General features: G+C 69.1%; 17 protein-coding genes. 9 read left to right on the top strand and 8 right to left on the bottom strand.

Annotated features, from left to right (window positions below):
- Positions 1-232 precede the first annotated feature (232 nt).
- Positions 233-1537 (top strand): DNA recombination protein RmuC, encoded by a 1305-nt coding sequence (locus ACIPYT_RS09885; RefSeq protein WP_401073107.1) that lies wholly within the window; start codon positions 233-235, stop codon positions 1535-1537.
- A gap of 66 nt (positions 1538-1603) precedes the next feature.
- Here the strand turns inward: ACIPYT_RS09885 and ACIPYT_RS09880 are convergent, their stop codons facing one another.
- Together ACIPYT_RS09880 and glpX are read right to left on the bottom strand one after the other, a co-directional pair.
- Complete coding sequence (locus tag ACIPYT_RS09880; protein ID WP_401073104.1) at positions 1604-1906, bottom strand: hypothetical protein; 303 nt, start codon at positions 1904-1906, stop codon at positions 1604-1606.
- Positions 1907-2063: 157 nt separating this feature from the next.
- Positions 2064-3050: a class II fructose-bisphosphatase gene (gene glpX / locus ACIPYT_RS09875; RefSeq protein ID WP_401073102.1), complete on the bottom strand. Its 987-nt coding sequence runs from the start codon at positions 3048-3050 to the stop codon at positions 2064-2066.
- A 183-nt stretch (positions 3051-3233) separates the two neighbouring features.
- On the opposite strand from glpX, the gene fbaA reads away from it, so the two are divergent.
- A complete protein-coding gene (gene fbaA / locus ACIPYT_RS09870) occupies positions 3234-4262 on the top strand; it encodes a class II fructose-bisphosphate aldolase (RefSeq protein ID WP_401073100.1) in 1029 nt (342 codons plus the stop codon).
- A gap of 78 nt (positions 4263-4340) precedes the next feature.
- Here the strand turns inward: fbaA and ACIPYT_RS09865 are convergent, their stop codons facing one another.
- From ACIPYT_RS09865 to ACIPYT_RS09855, 3 genes are all read right to left on the bottom strand, one after another.
- Positions 4341-4865, bottom strand: coding sequence for a DUF6264 family protein (locus ACIPYT_RS09865; RefSeq protein WP_401073098.1), 525 nt, complete (start codon positions 4863-4865; stop codon positions 4341-4343).
- A gap of 254 nt (positions 4866-5119) precedes the next feature.
- Complete coding sequence (locus ACIPYT_RS09860) at positions 5120-5911, bottom strand: IclR family transcriptional regulator (protein WP_401073095.1); 792 nt, start codon at positions 5909-5911, stop codon at positions 5120-5122.
- A 4-nt stretch (positions 5912-5915) separates the two neighbouring features.
- Positions 5916-6995 (bottom strand): 4-hydroxy-3-methylbut-2-enyl diphosphate reductase, encoded by a 1080-nt coding sequence (locus tag ACIPYT_RS09855; RefSeq protein ID WP_401073092.1) that lies wholly within the window; start codon positions 6993-6995, stop codon positions 5916-5918.
- A gap of 54 nt (positions 6996-7049) precedes the next feature.
- Here ACIPYT_RS09855 and xseA point away from each other — a divergent pair, with 54 nt between their 5' ends.
- From xseA to ACIPYT_RS09825, 6 genes are all read left to right on the top strand, one after another.
- Positions 7050-8342 carry an exodeoxyribonuclease VII large subunit gene (gene xseA / locus ACIPYT_RS09850; RefSeq protein WP_401073089.1) on the top strand — a complete coding sequence of 431 codons (1293 nt, stop codon included), beginning with the start codon at positions 7050-7052 and terminating at the stop codon, positions 8340-8342.
- 53 nt (positions 8343-8395) lie between these two features.
- Complete coding sequence (locus tag ACIPYT_RS09845) at positions 8396-8635, top strand: exodeoxyribonuclease VII small subunit (RefSeq protein WP_401073086.1); 240 nt, start codon at positions 8396-8398, stop codon at positions 8633-8635.
- Entirely contained in the window at positions 8632-9276 is a 645-nt protein-coding gene (locus tag ACIPYT_RS09840; RefSeq protein ID WP_401073083.1) for a DUF4245 family protein, read from the top strand. The genes ACIPYT_RS09845 and ACIPYT_RS09840 overlap by 4 nt, the downstream gene beginning before the upstream one ends.
- The gene (locus ACIPYT_RS09835; protein ID WP_401073080.1) at positions 9273-9962 is read left to right on the top strand and encodes a carbonic anhydrase; all 690 of its coding nucleotides are present in this window, start codon (positions 9273-9275) and stop codon (positions 9960-9962) included. Before ACIPYT_RS09840 ends, ACIPYT_RS09835 begins: the two co-directional genes overlap by 4 nt.
- Positions 9959-11359, top strand: coding sequence for a class II fumarate hydratase (locus ACIPYT_RS09830; protein WP_401073077.1), 1401 nt, complete (start codon positions 9959-9961; stop codon positions 11357-11359). The genes ACIPYT_RS09835 and ACIPYT_RS09830 overlap by 4 nt, the downstream gene beginning before the upstream one ends.
- A gap of 216 nt (positions 11360-11575) precedes the next feature.
- A complete protein-coding gene (locus ACIPYT_RS09825; protein ID WP_401073075.1) occupies positions 11576-12412 on the top strand; it encodes a DUF559 domain-containing protein in 837 nt (278 codons plus the stop codon).
- Positions 12413-12602: 190 nt separating this feature from the next.
- Here the strand turns inward: ACIPYT_RS09825 and ACIPYT_RS09820 are convergent, their stop codons facing one another.
- Positions 12603-13985, bottom strand: a complete 1383-nt coding sequence (locus tag ACIPYT_RS09820) for a PhoH family protein (protein ID WP_401073072.1) — start codon at positions 13983-13985, stop codon at positions 12603-12605.
- Between the two features lie 185 nt (positions 13986-14170).
- The gene (locus ACIPYT_RS09815) at positions 14171-14950 is read right to left on the bottom strand and encodes an isoprenyl transferase (RefSeq protein ID WP_401074797.1); all 780 of its coding nucleotides are present in this window, start codon (positions 14948-14950) and stop codon (positions 14171-14173) included.
- A 97-nt stretch (positions 14951-15047) separates the two neighbouring features.
- Here ACIPYT_RS09815 and ACIPYT_RS09810 point away from each other — a divergent pair, with 97 nt between their 5' ends.
- The gene (locus ACIPYT_RS09810; protein WP_401073069.1) at positions 15048-15776 is read left to right on the top strand and encodes a hemolysin III family protein; all 729 of its coding nucleotides are present in this window, start codon (positions 15048-15050) and stop codon (positions 15774-15776) included.
- Positions 15777-15793: 17 nt separating this feature from the next.
- Here ACIPYT_RS09810 and ACIPYT_RS09805 read toward each other — a convergent pair whose 3' ends face one another.
- Positions 15794-16078: a hypothetical protein gene (locus ACIPYT_RS09805; protein WP_401073067.1), complete on the bottom strand. Its 285-nt coding sequence runs from the start codon at positions 16076-16078 to the stop codon at positions 15794-15796.
- Positions 16079-16135 lie beyond the last annotated feature (57 nt).

The following is a 16135-nucleotide window of genomic DNA, read 5'->3' as shown; positions in this document are numbered from 1 at the left end:
ACGTTGCGGGTGACCGAGCCTGTCGTCGCGACTCCCGCGCGCGCTGTCGCCTGACCGCTCTGACGTTGCGGGTGACCGAGCCTGTCGTCGCGACTCCCGCGCGCGCTGTCGCCTGACCGCTCTGACGTTGCGGGTGACCGAGCCTGTCGTCGCGACTCTCGCGCGCGCTGTCGCCTGACCGCTCTCCCGCGTCGCTCCTCGGAATGTCGGTGGCCCCAGTCACCATGGGCACATGGATGCTCTCACGGTCGCCCTTCTGCTGATCGCGCTGCTCATCGGCGGAGCCGCGGGATGGATGCTCCGCGCCGGGCGAGGCGCGGCCGATCTGGCCCGCGCCGAGGCGGAGCTCGCTGCGGCTCGTGACGACCGCGACCGCCAGTACGACCTCTATCGCGATGCTGTAGAGCACGGCCGCGAGGAGCAGCGCACGGAGGCCGCACGACTGCAGCAGCAGAACGCCGTGCTGACGGCGCTCGCCCCGGTGCGCGAGAGCCTGCAGCAGATGCAGAGCAAGGTCGCGACGATGGAGCACGAGCGGCAGGCGCAGTTCGGCTCCCTCGCCGAGCAGTTGCGTCGTGCTCAGGAGTCGGACGAAGCCCTGCGGGCGACGACCGAGTCTCTCGCGGGCGCCCTGCGTTCGACGGCGACGCGTGGTGTCTGGGGCGAGACGCAACTGCGACGGGTCGTCGAGGCCGCGGGGCTCACGCGACACGTCGATTTCGACCTGCAGGCGACGATCACCTCGGATCGCGGCCAGGGCCGACCCGACATGGTGATCCGCCTCGCCGGCGGAGCGTCGATCGCCGTCGACGCGAAGGTCCCGCTCGACGCGTACCTCGAAGCCTCGGCGCTCCCGATCGGCGACGCGAACGAGGCGCAGCGCCGCGTGCTCATGCAGAAGCACGTCAAGGCCGTGCGCGCTCATGTCGACGCCCTCGCGAAGAAGGCCTACTGGTCGGGGCTCGACGCCGGGCCCGAGTTCGTGATCTGCTTCCTGCCGAGCGAGTCCCTCCTCGCCGCCGCGATCGATGAGGATCCGACTCTTCTCGACTACGCCTTCGGTCGACGTGTGGCGCTCGCCTCCCCCGTCAATCTGTGGGCGGTGCTGAAGACCGTCGCGTACACCTGGACGCAGCAGGAGGTGTCGACGGAGGCGCGGGCGCTTCTCGCGCTCGGCACGCAGCTGTACGAACGCCTGGGCGTACTGGCGGGCCATGCCGACGACCTCCGCCGTGCACTGGAGCGCACGGTCGACAGCTACAACCGCTTCGCAGGGTCGCTCGAGAGTCGCGTCCTCGTGACCGCGAGGCAGTTCCCCGGCATCGACACGAGCGGGCTCGCACCGGTCGCGGGTGTCTCCGACACCCAGACGCGGAGGTTCACCGCATCCGAGCTGATCGTCGCAGAAGAGCGCGACGAGGATGACCGCGACGTCGATGACCGTCGGCTCGATGACCGTCAGGAAGATGCTCTGTTCGCGGACGTCGGTGACGTCCGCTCACGCCTCGACGAGCATCGGGGCGACCGCGACGCGTGAGCCTGAACGGCTGAGCGCGGCTGTCCGTGCGCGGCTCGTGAAAGACCGCGCGTCACGGCTCCCGCCTCAGGCGACGCCCGGAACGCCGCTGAGCAGCAGGATCACGAGTCCACTCGTGACGACGAACGCACCGATCATCCACCACGAGCTCAGTTCGTGGCCCTCGTCCCGGCGCTTGCGGAAGAGCACGTCCGCACGGCGAGCCGGATCGGTGACGACCACGGCCGGAGCAGCCGGTGCAGGCGCTCCAGGAGCAGCCTCACCCGGAGCGGATGCCTCGTCGAGGTTCACCCGCAGAATGCGTCCGGTGTTGGTGGTGACGATCTTCGTACGTGCGGCCGGAGCCCCACCCGTGTGCTGCGTTGCCATGTGCTCGCCCTCCTGTGCCTGCGGTGCCTGGCGGCTCCGTCGACGGCGACAAACCCAGGGTCAATTGTGACACGGCGCTCGCGAAAAGCCGGGTTCGGGCCCGATCAGCGGGTGACGGGTCGGTAACGATGCCCTACGGGCGCGCGTCGTTCTGCGGTCACAGCCACTTCGAGACGAGGTGTTCCGAGGCGATGCGACGCAGGGTTCCCGACGCGCCGCGCAGCACGACGCTCTCGGTGTAGATGTAACCGCCTTCGCGGCGCACACCCCCGACGAGCTGACCGTCGGTGACACCCGTCGCGACGAAGATCGTGTTGTCTCCGCGCACGAGGTCGTCGGCCTCGTAGACCTTGTCCATGTCGAGCCCGGCGTCGATGCCGCGCTGTCGTTCGTCGTCGTCTCGCGGCCACAGGCGCCCCTGGATGTGACCGCCGAGCGCCTTGATCGCACACGCCGTCACGATGCCCTCCGGGCTGCCGCCGACACCCACGCACATGTCGGTGCGCGCCGCGTGACGTGCGGCGTTGATCCCTCCGGCGACGTCGCCGTCGCTCATGAGACGGGTACCGGCGCCGGCGTCGCGGATCTCCTGGATGAGCTTCTCGTGCCGAGGCCGGTTGAGCACCGAGACGACGATCTCGTCGACGGGCTTGCCGAGCGCGCCGGCCAGCTTGCGGATGTTCTCGCCGATCGGCAGGCGGATGTCGACGACGCCGACGCCGGCCGGTCCCGTCACGAGCTTGTCCATGTAGAACACGCTGGAGGCGTCGAGCATCGAGCCACGGTCCGAGACCGCGATGACCGACAGGGCGTTCTGCCGCCCGGCCGCGGTGAGCGAGGTGCCGTCGATCGGGTCGACCGCGATGTCGCACTGCGGTCCGGTGCCGGTGCCGACCTCCTCGCCGTTGAACAGCATCGGGGCATTGTCCTTCTCGCCCTCGCCGATCACGACGCGACCCTGGAACGCGACCGTCCCGAGGAAGGCGCGCATGGCGTCGACGGCGGCGCCATCGGCCGCCTCCTTCGCTCCACGACCGATGAACGGCACGGCGCGGATGGCCGCGGCCTCGGTCGCACGCACCAGCTCCATTGCGAGGTTTCGGTCGGGACGCAGGGGGCTCAGATCGGCCGTAAGACTCACCATGCGGTCAGCATAGCCAGCCGCGCAGGCGCAAACGTCCCCTTTTCACGCATCTCAGCACGAAGGATTAGGCTTTCTTAACACCAGCGCAGGAGAAGGCATCCCCCTGCGGCGGCTCCCCCGCATCCTGTGGTGCGCCCCGATAGAGTGACTGCTGTCCCGGCTTCACCTATCGCAGGAGTTCTCATGCCCGTCGCCACCCCGGATCAGTACGCCGAAATGCTCGACCGCGCGAAGGCCGGCGGCTTCGCGTACCCCGCATTCAACGTCTCGAGCTCGCAGACCATCAACGCCGTCCTCCAGGGCCTGACCGAGGCCGGCTCCGACGGCATCATCCAGGTCACGACCGGTGGTGCCGACTACTTCGCCGGCCACACGGTCAAGGCACGCGCGACCGGCGCCCTCGCCTTCGCCCGCTACGCCACCGAGGTCGCCAAGAACTACCCGATCACGGTCGCACTGCACACCGACCACTGCCCGAAGGACGCCCTCGCCGGCTTCGTCGAGCCGCTCATCGCGGCATCCGAGGAAGAGGTCAAGGCCGGCCGCAGCCCGATCTTCCAGTCGCACATGTGGGACGGTTCGGCCGTGCCGCTCGCTGAGAACATCGAGATCGCGAAGGATCTGCTCCCCCGCATGAAGGCGATCAACGCGATCCTCGAGGTCGAGATCGGCGTCGTCGGCGGCGAGGAGGACGGCGTCCAGCACGAAGGCTCGAACGAGGCCCTCTACACGACCTTCGCCGACGTCGACCAGGCCGTCCAGGCCCTCGGGCTCGGCGAGCAGGGCCGCTACATCGCGGCGCTCACCTTCGGCAACGTGCACGGCGTGTACAAGCCGGGCGGCGTGAAGCTGCGCCCCGAACTGCTCGGCGAGATCCAGCAGCAGGTCGCCGCGAAGTACAACACCTCGGCGAAGCCCCTCGACCTCGTCTTCCACGGCGGCTCCGGCTCGACCGATGAGGAGATCGCGCTCGCGGTCGCCAACGGCGTCATCAAGATGAACATCGACACCGACACGCAGTACGCGTACACCCGGGCGATCGCCGACTACATGTTCAAGAACTACGACGGCGTCCTGAAGGTCGACGGCGAGGTCGGCAACAAGAAGCAGTACGACCCGCGCGCCTGGGGCAAGATCGCCGAGACGGCCATGGCCGCTCGCGTCGTCGAGTCCACCCGCCAGCTCGGCTCGTACGGGCAGTCGCAGAGCTGACGCTCGGACGCCGAGAACACGGATGCCCCCGGCCGGCCGGCCGGGGGCATCCTGCGTGTCAGGGACCCGCGCCGCAGGTCAGGAGCCTGCGCTGCGCGCGATGTACTCCATGAACGCGGGGTCTCCCATGAGCGGGATCGCGACGCAGATCGAGGTCGCGATCATCGTCACGACGGCGCCGACGATCGGCACCCACCAGGCGATGAGACCGCGACGCAGACGGCGGATGGAGACCGCGGCCGTGAGCGACCAGCCGGCCACGAGCACGATCGCGGCGATGGTCCCCCACAGGCGCCCCTGGGCGTAGTTGGTGAACTCCCCCTCGACCCCGACGATTCCCATGACCTGGTTCATGGCGGACGCGAAGTCGAGGTACGAGAGCCCGGTCATCACGACGTTGATGAGGCCGTAGGCGAGCATGCCGATCGTGAGGACGCGGTCGACCGGATGAGACCGCTTCACGTCCGGAGCGTCGGGAGCGGACGCGATCGGCGCCTCTTCGACCATGACATGCGGCGCCTGATCCAGCGGAGGCAGCCCGGCCGCCCTCCGCTGCTCCTCGGGAGTCGCGAATTCCCCGTACTGCGGGCGCTGATCGGTCATATCGCCATGCTATCCGCCGCGTCTCGGAACGGCTCCCAGCATGCTGCCCGCCGCGAAGACGATGACGGCCCCGGAGGCATGGGGAATCCTCGGGGCCGCGGACGGCGAGCACTGGGGTCACTCGCCGTCCAAGTGGAGGACACTGGGGACATCCCACCACCAGTGGACGTCGTTCGCACAGACGTCCACATGTTCGAGACTAGGAAAGCCCCGTCGGGTCCGCCAGGGGCATTTCTTCAGATGGTGAAACCGGCTCAGATCGAGAACTCGACGCCCGGATCGCTGCCGTCCAGCGCACCCGCGCCGAGCTGCAGCGAGAGTCGTCTGGCGGTGCGCTGGAGTCTGGTGACGAGGGTGCGATCGACGATCGCATGGTCGGTCGGAAGCGAGATCGCGAGCGATGCCATGACGTTCGGGGCGACCACCGGAACCGCGACACATGTGTTGCCGACGGCGTACTCCTCCCGGTCGACCGCGAAGCCGGGCGAGTGCTCGAGCTGGGTGAGCAGGGTGCGTCGATCGCTGATCGTCCTCGGGGTGAGTTCTTCCAGGCGGTGGCGCGACAGGTAGTCGAGGCGTTCTTCGTTCGACAGGTCGGTGAGGATCTGCTTGCCCAGAGCTGTCGCGTGAGCGCTGGCGTCCAGCCCCACCCAGAGCTCTATGCGGGGGTTGCGCACGGCATCCACGATGTCGACGAGATGCATCTCGCCGTCGTGGAATCGCGACAGGTACGCGGTCGCTCCGACCTCGTCTGTCACCTCGCGCAGAGCCGCCCGCACCCGGGCCAGGAACACACCCCGCGAATCCGCCTCGGACTGGAAGGCCGGGAACCGCGTGCCGAGCACCAGTCCGTCCGGCTCGTTGGTGAGGTATCCCTCGTGGACCAGCGTGCGCACGAGGTTGTAGGTCGTGCCGAGAGTGAGTCCGGTGATCGCGGCCAGCATCTTCACCGGCAGCGGACGGGGCGAATTCGCGACGATGTCGACCAGGCGCAGCGCACGCTGAACCGACCCGATGAGCGTCGGTTCCGCTTCCGCGGCGGTCATGGAGCTACGCGCTTCCGCCGGATGCGCGTCCCCCGAGCGCGCGAGCATCGCGCTGGCCGGACGAATCCTGGCGCAGCTCCTTCGGCAGCGAGAACATCAGGTCCTCCTCCGCCGTCTTCACCTCTTCGACGTCGCGGTATCCGGCATCGCCGATCGCGTCGAGGACCTCGCGCACGAGCACCTCGGGCACGGACGCGCCACTGGTCACGCCCACCGTCTCGACGCCGTCGAGCCACTCCTGCTGGATCTCCTCCGCGTAGTCGACACGGTACGCGGCCTTCGCTCCGTACTCGAGCGCGACCTCGACCAGCCGCACGCTGTTCGAGGAGTTCGACGAGCCGACGACGATCACGAGATCCGCGTTCGCTGCGACCTTCTTGATCGCGACCTGACGGTTCTGCGTGGCGTAGCAGATGTCGTCGGACGGCGGGTTGTGCAGCTCGGGGAACCGGGTGCGGAGACGGTTCACGGTCTCCATGGTCTCGTCGACCGACAGCGTGGTCTGCGACAGCCAGACGACCTTCGACGGATCCTTCACCTGAACGGTGTCAGCCTCCTCCGGCGAGTTGACGACGGTCACGTGATCGGGAGCCTCGCCTGCGGTGCCCTCGACCTCCTCGTGCCCGTCGTGGCCGATCAGGAGGATCTCGAAGTCGTCGCGTGCGAAGCGCACGGCCTCGCGGTGCACCTTGGTGACGAGCGGGCAGGTCGCGTCGATCGCGTGGAGTCCGCGGTCGGATGCCGCGTTCACGACCGCCGGAGAGACACCGTGCGCGCTGAAGACGACGTGCGCACCCTCGGGCACCTCGTCGACCTCCTCGACGAAGATCGCGCCCTTCTCCTCCAGCTCGGTCACCACGTGGATGTTGTGCACGATCTGCTTGCGCACGTAGACGGGCGCGCCGTAGCGCTCGAGCGCCTTCTCGACGGCCACCACAGCGCGATCGACGCCGGCGCAGTATCCGCGCGGGGCCGCGAGCAGGACGCGCTTGTGTCCGACGACCGGGTTATCCTGAAGCCGCCCGGCCGCCGCCCGCACTCGAGGGACACGCGGAGCGGGGAGATGCACGGCAGTCGAAGTCACATGTGAATTCTACCGTCGGCTTCCTGGGCGGGACCGGAAAGGTGCACTGAGCGGATGACAGTCTTCGAAGCGTCGACCAGTGCGGGAGAGACCCCGCCCGCGGATGCCGTCGCGCCGCGCGCCTCCTCGGCCGACGCCCCGACCTCCGTCGCCCGCCTGAACGCCACGATCCGCGACTTCGTCGCGCGCTGGAACACCGTGTGGGTCGAGGGCGAGATCACCTCGTGGAACGTGCGCGGCGGCAACATCTTCGCCCGACTCAAGGACACCCGCTCCGACGCGCAGATCTCGATCCGCATCTGGTCGAGCGTGCGCGCGCGCATCCCCGGCGATCTCAGCGTCGGCGACCACGTGGTCGCCGCGGTGAAGGCCGACTACTTCGTGAAGGCGGGCGATTTCAGCTTCGCGGTGTCGGCCATGAAGCATGTGGGTCTCGGCGATCAGCTGGAGCGACTCGAGCGGCTGCGAGCGCAGCTGCGGCAGGAGGGCCTGTTCGATCCCGCGCGGAAGAAGCGGCTGCCGTTCCTCCCGCACGTGATCGGGCTCATCACGGGCGAGCGTTCGGATGCCGAGAAGGACGTGCATCGCAACGCCGAGCTCCGCTGGCCGCAGGTGCGCTTCCGCACCGAGTACGCGGCGGTGCAGGGCGACCGCTGCGTTCCTGACACGCTCGCGGCACTCGCACGACTGGATGCCGATCCCGACGTCGACGTGATCGTGATCGCCCGCGGCGGCGGCGACCCGCAGACGCTCCTCGGCTTCAGCGACGAACGTCTCATCCGCGCGGTGGCGGCCGCGAAGACCCCGGTGGTGAGCGCGATCGGACATGAGAACGACCATCCGCTGCTCGACGACGTCGCCGACCTGCGGGCGTCCACGCCCACGGATGCCGCCAAGCGCGTCGTACCGGACGTCAGCGAACAGCGGGCCCTGATCTCCCAGCTGCGCTCTCGCGCGACCATGCGGCTGACGCAGCGGGTCTCGCATGACATCGCGCAGCTCGAACAGCTCCGCTCTCGTCCCGCCCTGCGCTCCCCCGATCCGATCATCGACGCCCGCTCGCAGGAGGTCTGGCTGCTGCTCTCACGCGGACGTGACGCCGTCACCCGCGGACTCGACGCCGGCGGGCGCGCGACCAGCGAGCTGCGCGCGTCGTTGCGTGCGTTGTCGCCCGCAGCGACGCTCGCACGGGGCTACGCGATCGCGCACCTCGACGGGGGCAGGATCCTGCGCGACGCGACGGATGCGCCCGCGGGCAGCGCGCTCACGATCACGGTCGACCGAGGCTCGATAGCCGCGCGATCGGAGGGCGAGATCGCCGAGAACGGCGCCCAGAGTCCGGCGTGAACGCCGCTGACCGGCCCGCAGGAGCCTACGCGCGCAGCGCGTAGGATGGAGGGGTGAGTGCGCTGAACGACACCCCCGTTGACACGCTGTCGTTCGAGGCCGCGCGCGACGAGCTCGTGAAGGTCGTGTCGGAGCTCGAACAGGGAGCGCCGACCCTCGAGCAGTCGCTCGCCCTGTGGGAGCGCGGAGAGGCCCTGGCGGCCCGCTGCGAGGAATGGCTCCTGGGCGCGAAGCGCCGCCTCGACGCCGCACGCGCAGCATCCGACACCGCATCCGGTGAGGACGAGTCGTGAGCAAGGCGCCTCCCGTCAACGCCGAGCTCGGTCGCCCCGAGACCCCGGAGGAGACGGCGACCCGCAAGGCCGAGTTCAGCCGTGCCTACCGCGCCAGCCAGACCGTGCGCGGTCTCGTCGCCGCCCTCATCGCGACCCTCGCGATCGTCGCCGTGATCGTGTTCGCGGTGCCCCGCGGCGAACCGGCATCCCCGCGCACGATCGATGTCGAGCGGATCGCCGCCGACGTCGAGAGCACCATGGGGAGCCCGGTCATCGTCCCGGTCGACGACGACTTCTGGCGGGTCAACGCCGCCGAGCTCACGAGCGGTGCGACCGTGGTGTGGGACGTCACGCTCGCTCCGGAGTCCGAGAACGAGCGCGGCTTCGTCAAGCTCGCCCAGGCGTTCGACGCCGACTCGTCGTGGGCTCCGCAGCGCCTGAACGGCATCGCCCCCACCGACACCACCAGGATCGGCGGGCTGGAGTGGGACGTGTACTCGCTCGGCGACGCAGGCGCGAAGCAGAACCTCACGTACGCGATCGGCACGCAGGCCGGCGACGACTACGTGCTGCTCTACGGCTCCCGATCGGCTGCCTCGACCGCCGAGCTGGCCGAGAGCCTGGTACCCCAGATCCGCGAACTCTCGGAGTCCTCATGACACAGACGCTCACGCCCGCCGCCGCCTGGAAGCAGATGCAGGAGGGCAACCAGCGTTTCGTCGACGACGCACCCCGGCATCCGAACCAGGACGTCGCCCGCCGCAAGCACCTCGCCGAGGCGCAGCATCCGGTCGCGACGCTGTTCGGCTGCTCCGACTCGCGCCTGGCCGCCGAGATCATCTTCGACCTCGGCCTGGGCGACCTCTTCGTGGTGCGCAACGCCGGCCAGGTGATCGGCGAGTCGATCGTCGCGAGCCTCGAGTACGCCGTGGCCGTGCTGGAGGTGCCGCTCATCGTGGTCCTCGCGCACGACTCGTGCGGCGCCGTGCGCGCCGCGATCGACGGCACCGCGATCGACGCCGCTCCCCTCCCCCCGCACATCTGGAAGCTCGTCGCCCCCATCGTGCCTGCGGCCCGCAAGGTGCTGGCCGAGAGCGGCGGACGCACGGTCGACGAGATCGACGCCGAACTCGTCGGTCGCGAGCACCTGCGCAACACGGTGGGCGATCTGCTCCAGTCGTCCGAGATCATCTCGAACGCGGTCGCCGAGGGCCGACTCGGCATCGTGGGCGCCAACTACCGACTCGCCGAGGGCACCGCGGTGCCCGTCGTGACGGTCGGCATCGAGACCGACGGAATCGAGACCGAGGGGCACAGCCCCGCAACCAAGGAAGGTTCGGAATGACCGACACCCAGCAGGAGTACCGCATCGAGCACGACACCATGGGTGAGGTGCGGGTGCCCGTGAACGCGCTCTACGGAGCGCAGACGCAGCGCGCCGTGGAGAACTTCCCGATCTCGGGCAAGGGTCTGGAGTCGGCGCAGATCGCCGCGCTCGCGCGCATCAAGAAGGCCGCCGCACTGGCGAACAAGGAGCTGGGCACCCTGGACGGCGCCATCGCCGACGCGATCGCTCAGGCGGCCGACCAGGTCACCTCCGGTGCGCACGACGGCGAGTTCCCCGTCGACACGTACCAGACCGGATCCGGGACCTCGTCGAACATGAACATGAACGAGGTGCTCGCGACGCTCGCGACCCGCATCCTCGGCGCGACCGTGCACCCGAACGACCACGTGAACGCCTCGCAGTCGTCGAACGACGTGTTCCCGACCTCGGTGCACATCGCCGTGACCCAGGCGCTGATCGACACGCTGATCCCGGCGCTCGACCACCTCGCCGTGGCCCTGGAGGCCAAGGCGGAGCTGTGGAAGGACGCGGTCAAGTCCGGCCGCACGCACCTCATGGACGCGACACCCGTGACGCTCGGTCAGGAGTTCGGCGGCTACGCGCGTCAGGTCCGCCTGGGCATCGAGCGCGTGCAGTCCGCGCTCCCCCGCGTCGCCGAGGTCCCGCTGGGCGGCACGGCCGTCGGCACCGGCATCAACACCCCGCTCGGCTTCCCGCAGAAGGTCATCGCACTTCTCGCGGCCGAGACCGAGCTGCCCATCACCGAGGCGAAGGACCACTTCGAGGCCCAGGCGAACCGCGACGGACTCGTCGAGACGTCGGGCGCCCTGCGCACGATCGCGGTCTCGCTCACGAAGATCAACAACGACCTGCGCTGGATGGGGTCGGGCCCCAACACCGGACTCGGCGAGCTCCACATCCCCGACCTGCAGCCCGGATCGTCGATCATGCCCGGCAAGGTCAACCCGGTCGTGCCGGAGGCCGTTCTCATGGTCTGCGCCCGCGTGATCGGCAACGACGCGACGGTCGCCTGGGCCGGAGCATCCGGGTCGTTCGAGCTCAACGTGGCGATCCCCGTGATGGGAACCGCGCTGCTCGAGTCGATCCGTCTGCTCGCGAACGCCTCGCGCGTGCTCGCCGACAAGACGGTCGACGGCCTTCAGGCGAACCTCGAGCGCGCCGCCGCCTTCGCGGGCATGAGCCCGTCGATCGTCACGCCCCTGAACAAGCTCATTGGCTATGAGGCTGCTGCGAAGATCGCCAAGCACTCGGTGGCTCAGGGCATCACGGTGCGCGACGCGGTGATCGACCTCGGCTACGTCGAGCGCGGCGAGCTGACCCTCGAGCAGCTCGACGAGAAGCTCGACCTGCTGTCGATGACGCACCCGGGCTGAGTTCCACACCCCGCTCCGCTCCGCTCCACTTCGGGGGCCGACACGCCAGATCACTGCCGGAACACGTGTTCCGGACCGACATCTGGCGTGTCGGCCCCCATTCTGTACGACGCGACTCATCCTCCCCAGGGGCTGCTTCCGGCGACCTGTCCCCCGTTATCGGGGAGAAGACGGACGACGGATGCCGGGGCGTGATGAGCCCGACACGCTGGGTCGATGCTCTCGCCTCATGACGTCATCACCAGCCTCGGCGGTCTCGCGCACGGTATCACGCTGCAGGGCTTCGGCGTGACGCGTCAGCGCCTCTCCCAGGCGGTGCGTCGCGGCGAGATCGAGCGCGTACGCCCCGGAGTGTTCGCGACGAGCTCTGTACACGGCGACGTCCGCGAGGCCGCATTGCATGGCGGCGCCCTCACATGCGCCGCCGCGCTGCGCATGCACGGGGTCTGGGTGTTCGAGGACGATCCTCGACCCCACGTCTGGATCGGACGCCGTGGGCGCGCGCTCGAACACGACGGATGCCGGTGCATCGGTCATTACTTCCGCGGCGATGTCCCGCTCGGCTCGGTCGATGTCGAGACGGCCCTCGTGCACGTTCACCGCTGTTGCGGAGACGAATCCTTCTTCGCGTCGCTGGAGTCCGCTCTCAACCTCGGCCGACTGAGCCGCGCGGCGGTGCAACGGGTACGACAGTCTCTACCGGCGTATGCCCGATGGCTCGTCGACCTCGCACGAGCGGATGCCCAGAGCGGACTCGAGTCCCTGCTCCGCCTCCGTCTCCACCTTCTGGGCTTCGTGCTCGCAAGCCAGGTCGCCATCGACGGCGTCGGTCGTGTCGACTTCGTCGTGGGCGGACGTCTGATCATCGAGGTCGACGGTCGAGAGAATCACACCGGGACGGCGAGAAGACACCGAGACCTGATGCGGGACGCCGCGGCGTCGGCCGCCGGATACGAGACTTTGCGCTTCAGCTACGCCCAGGTCGTCCACGACTGGCCGACCGTGCAGGCGGCTGTCCTCGGCGCCGCCGCACGTCTTCGCGACCACACGTGACGGTTCGGGGGCCGACACGCCACATGCCGCCCGTTCCCTCCCGAAACGGTTGCGATCTGGCGTGTCGGCCCCCGAAGTGTCACCTGAAACGACCGGCCCCGACCCCGGACGCCGACCCCGGCCCCGGCCCCGGGCCCCGACCCCGGACGCCAGCGGATGCCGCCCCCACGGCATCCGCTGGCGGGCGGGCTCAGCTGAGCTCGCCGCCCTCCAGGAGCTCGGTCACGAGCGCCGCGATGGCGGAGCGCTCCGACCGCATGAGCGTGACGTGCGCGAACAGGTCGTGGCCCTTCAGCGTCTCGATCACGCTCGCGATGCCGTCGTGGCGTCCGACCCGCAGGTTGTCGCGCTGACCGACGTCGTGCGTGAGGATGACCCGCGAGTTCTGACCCATCCGGCTCAGCACCGTGAGGAGCACGTTGCGCTCGAGCGACTGCGCCTCGTCGACGATCACGAAGGCGTCATGCAGCGACCGTCCGCGGATGTGCGTGAGCGGCAGAACCTCGAGCAGTCCGCGCTCGACGACCTCCTCCATCACGTTGCCGGAGACCACCGAGCCGAGCGTGTCGAACACCGCCTGGCCCCAGGGCCCCATCTTCTCGCCCTGGTCGCCGGGGAGGTATCCGAGCTCCTGTCCGCCGACGGCGAAGAGCGGCCGGAAGACGATGATCTTCTTCTGCTGCTGACGCTCCAGCACGGCCTCGAGACCGGCGCAGAGCGCGAGCGCCGACTTGCCGGTGCCGGCCCGCCCGCCGAGCGACACGATGCCGATCTCGGGGTCGAGCAGAAGGTCGATCGCGATGCGCTGCTCGGCCGAGCGTCCGTGCATCCCGAAGATGTCGCGGTCGCCGCGCACAAGGCGGTACTCCCCGTCACCCGTGACGCGACCGAGCGCAGAACCGCGCTCGGAGTGGATGATGAGTCCGGTGTTGACCGGCAGGCCGCGGGCGTCCTCGCTGATCCCGACCTCGCTCTCGTACAGGTCGCTGATCTCGTCGCCCGACAGGTCGAGCGTCGTGATGCCGGTCCACCCGGAGTCGATCGCCTGTTCGGCCAGATACTCCTCGGCGCGCAGGCCGAGGGATGCCGCCTTGACGCGCATCGGGAGATCCTTCGAGACGATCGTGACGTCCTGCCCGTCCTGAGCGAGGTGCATCGCGACCGAGAGGATGCGGCTGTCGTTGTCGCTCAGCCGGATGCCGGCCGGGAGCACGGAGGTGTCGGTGTTGGCGAGCTCGACGCGGAGCGTGCCGCCCTCGCCGACCTCCACGGGGAAGTCCAGCCGCCCGTGCTCGATGCGCAGGTCGTCGAGGTGCCGCAGCGCCTGACGCGCGAAGTAGCCGATCTCCGGGTCGTGGCGCTTGCCCTCGAGCTCGGTGATGACGACGACCGGGAGGACCACGGAGTGCTCGGCGAACCGGAACAGGGCCTGCGGATCGCTGAGCAGGACCGAGGTGTCCAGCACGTATGTGCGGAGGTCCTGATCAGGGACCGCGGAGGTCGCCTGCCTCGTCGTCTTACGGGTGGACTGCTGCGCGGTGCTGGTGGTCTGCTGCGCTGTACGTGAGGTCACGACCCACTCCCGACCCGGGGAATCCCGGCTATTTCGAACGAGTCGACCAGGGGGTCACGAGTCGCGAACCTGAGGCCGACCCGACGGGCGCCTTGCCCGATGCCTAGAAGCTACGACCAGCGACCGACATCGGCGCGATTCGACACGCCGCCGATTCGTTACGGGTTGATGAACGGATGCCGCGGTCAGCGCCCGAAGCGACGATCACGGTCGGCGAAATCGCGGATCGCGCGCAGGAAGTCGACCTGTCGCAGGTCGGGACCGAGCGCCTCGACGAAGTAGAACTCGCTGTGCGCGCTCTGCCACAGCAGGAAGTCGCTGAGCCGCTGCTCGCCGCTCGTGCGGATCACCAGGTCGGGGTCGGGCTGGCCGCCCGTGTAGAGATGCTCGCCGATCATCTCGGGCGTGAGGTGGGCGGCGAGGTCCTCGATGGTCCCGCCCGACGCCTGGTGCGCCGTGACGATGCTGCGCACCGCATCCACGATCTCGTTGCGTCCCCCGTAGCCGACCGCGAGGTTCACGTGCAACCCGGTGTGGTCCTTCGTGCGCTCCTGGGCGTCGTCGAGCACGCGCGCGAGCTCCGGCGGGAGGATGTCGGACCGCCCGACGTGCTTGACGCGCCAGTTGCCCTCGCGCGACAGCGCCTCAGCGAGTTCGGCGATGATCTCGATGAGATCGGCGAGCTCCGCGGAGTCGCGCTTGCGGAGGTTGTCGCTCGACAGCAGGTACAGCGACACCACGCGGATGCCGAGCTCGTCGCACCAGCCGAGGAATTCGCGCATCTTGGCCGCGCCCGCCCGATGCCCCTCGGCCGCGGTGTCGTATCCGAGCTGCCGGGCCCACCGACGGTTGCCGTCGATCATCATGGCGACGTGGTGCGGCATCGCTGCCGGGTCGAGGTGGCGACGCAGCCGACTGGTGTAGAGCCGGTACAGCGGACCCCGCCCCTGACCCTCACGTGACATCACCTCCCTACGCTATCGCGCCGGGGTCGTGCGCGCCGAGGGCGGATGCTCAGGATATGTACGCCTCGCGGAATGGCGCGACACCTAGAGTGAGCACGTGAGCACCCCCGACGACTCCGCGCCCGACCTGCCGCAGCTGCCACTGCTCGAGGAAGCGGCCGACGATGCCCACGTCGAGATCAAGCCGACCTGGCGCGGCTGGATCCACGCGGGCACGTTCCCCGTCGCGGTCGCCGCCGGTGTGCTGCTGATCGTGTTCGCGCAGAGCGGCGCCGCCAAATGGGCCTCGGCCGTCTTCATGGCGAGCTCTCTGCTGCTGTTCGGCAACTCCGCCGTGTACCACCGGTTCAACTGGGGTCCGATGGTCAAGGTGATCCTCAAGCGCATCGACCACGCGAACATCCTGCTGCTCATCGCCGGCACGTACACGCCGCTCGCGGTGCTCGCGCTCCCGCCCGAGAAGGGGATGCTGCTGCTGATCCTCGTGTGGAGCGGCGCGCTGCTCGGCATCCTCTTCCGCGTGTTCTGGATCAACGCTCCGCGCTGGCTCTACGTCGCCCTGTACCTGCTGCTCGGCTGGGCCGCCGTGATGTACATCGTCGACCTCCTGAACGCGAACGGCGCGATGATGGTGCTCGTGATCGTCGGCGGGCTGCTCTACACCGGCGGCGCCGTCGTCTACGCGCTCAAAAAGCCCAACCCGTGGCCGGGCCATTTCGGGTTCCACGAGATCTTCCACGTGTGCACGGTGCTGGCGTTCCTGTGCCACTGGACGGCGTGTCTGCTGATCGCGCTGCACCCGCTGTCGCCGTCGCTCGGCGCCTGAGGTCCACGGCCGGGGCGTCAGCGCTTCTCGGGGTCGTCGTCGCCCTCGCGCACCTCGGGCAGGTCGGCGTCCGTCTCGGTCGCCTCGTCGGCGGCACGGGCGGCCTCCTCCGCATCCAGCTCCTCCCGCACCTCCTCGCGGTACCGCACACGGCGAATACGGCGATTCATGTCGAGGATCAGCAGGATCACCGCGACGAGCAGGATGACCACGGCCGCGAAGCCGACGAATCCGGGCGTGACCGACTCGGGCGCCACCGTCATGGTCGGTGTCGGCATCGGGGTCTCGGTCAGAGCGAGCATAGAGTCTGCCTTTCCTGCGCAGGTCGCATAACCTGGAAGTACCAGCCTAACGACCGG

Source organism: Microbacterium sp. NPDC089695 (assembly GCF_044749085.1).
GTDB lineage: Bacteria > Actinomycetota > Actinomycetes > Actinomycetales > Microbacteriaceae > Microbacterium.
Note: the sequence above shows the minus strand (reverse complement) of the source record. Positions and strands in the feature narration are given on the sequence as shown.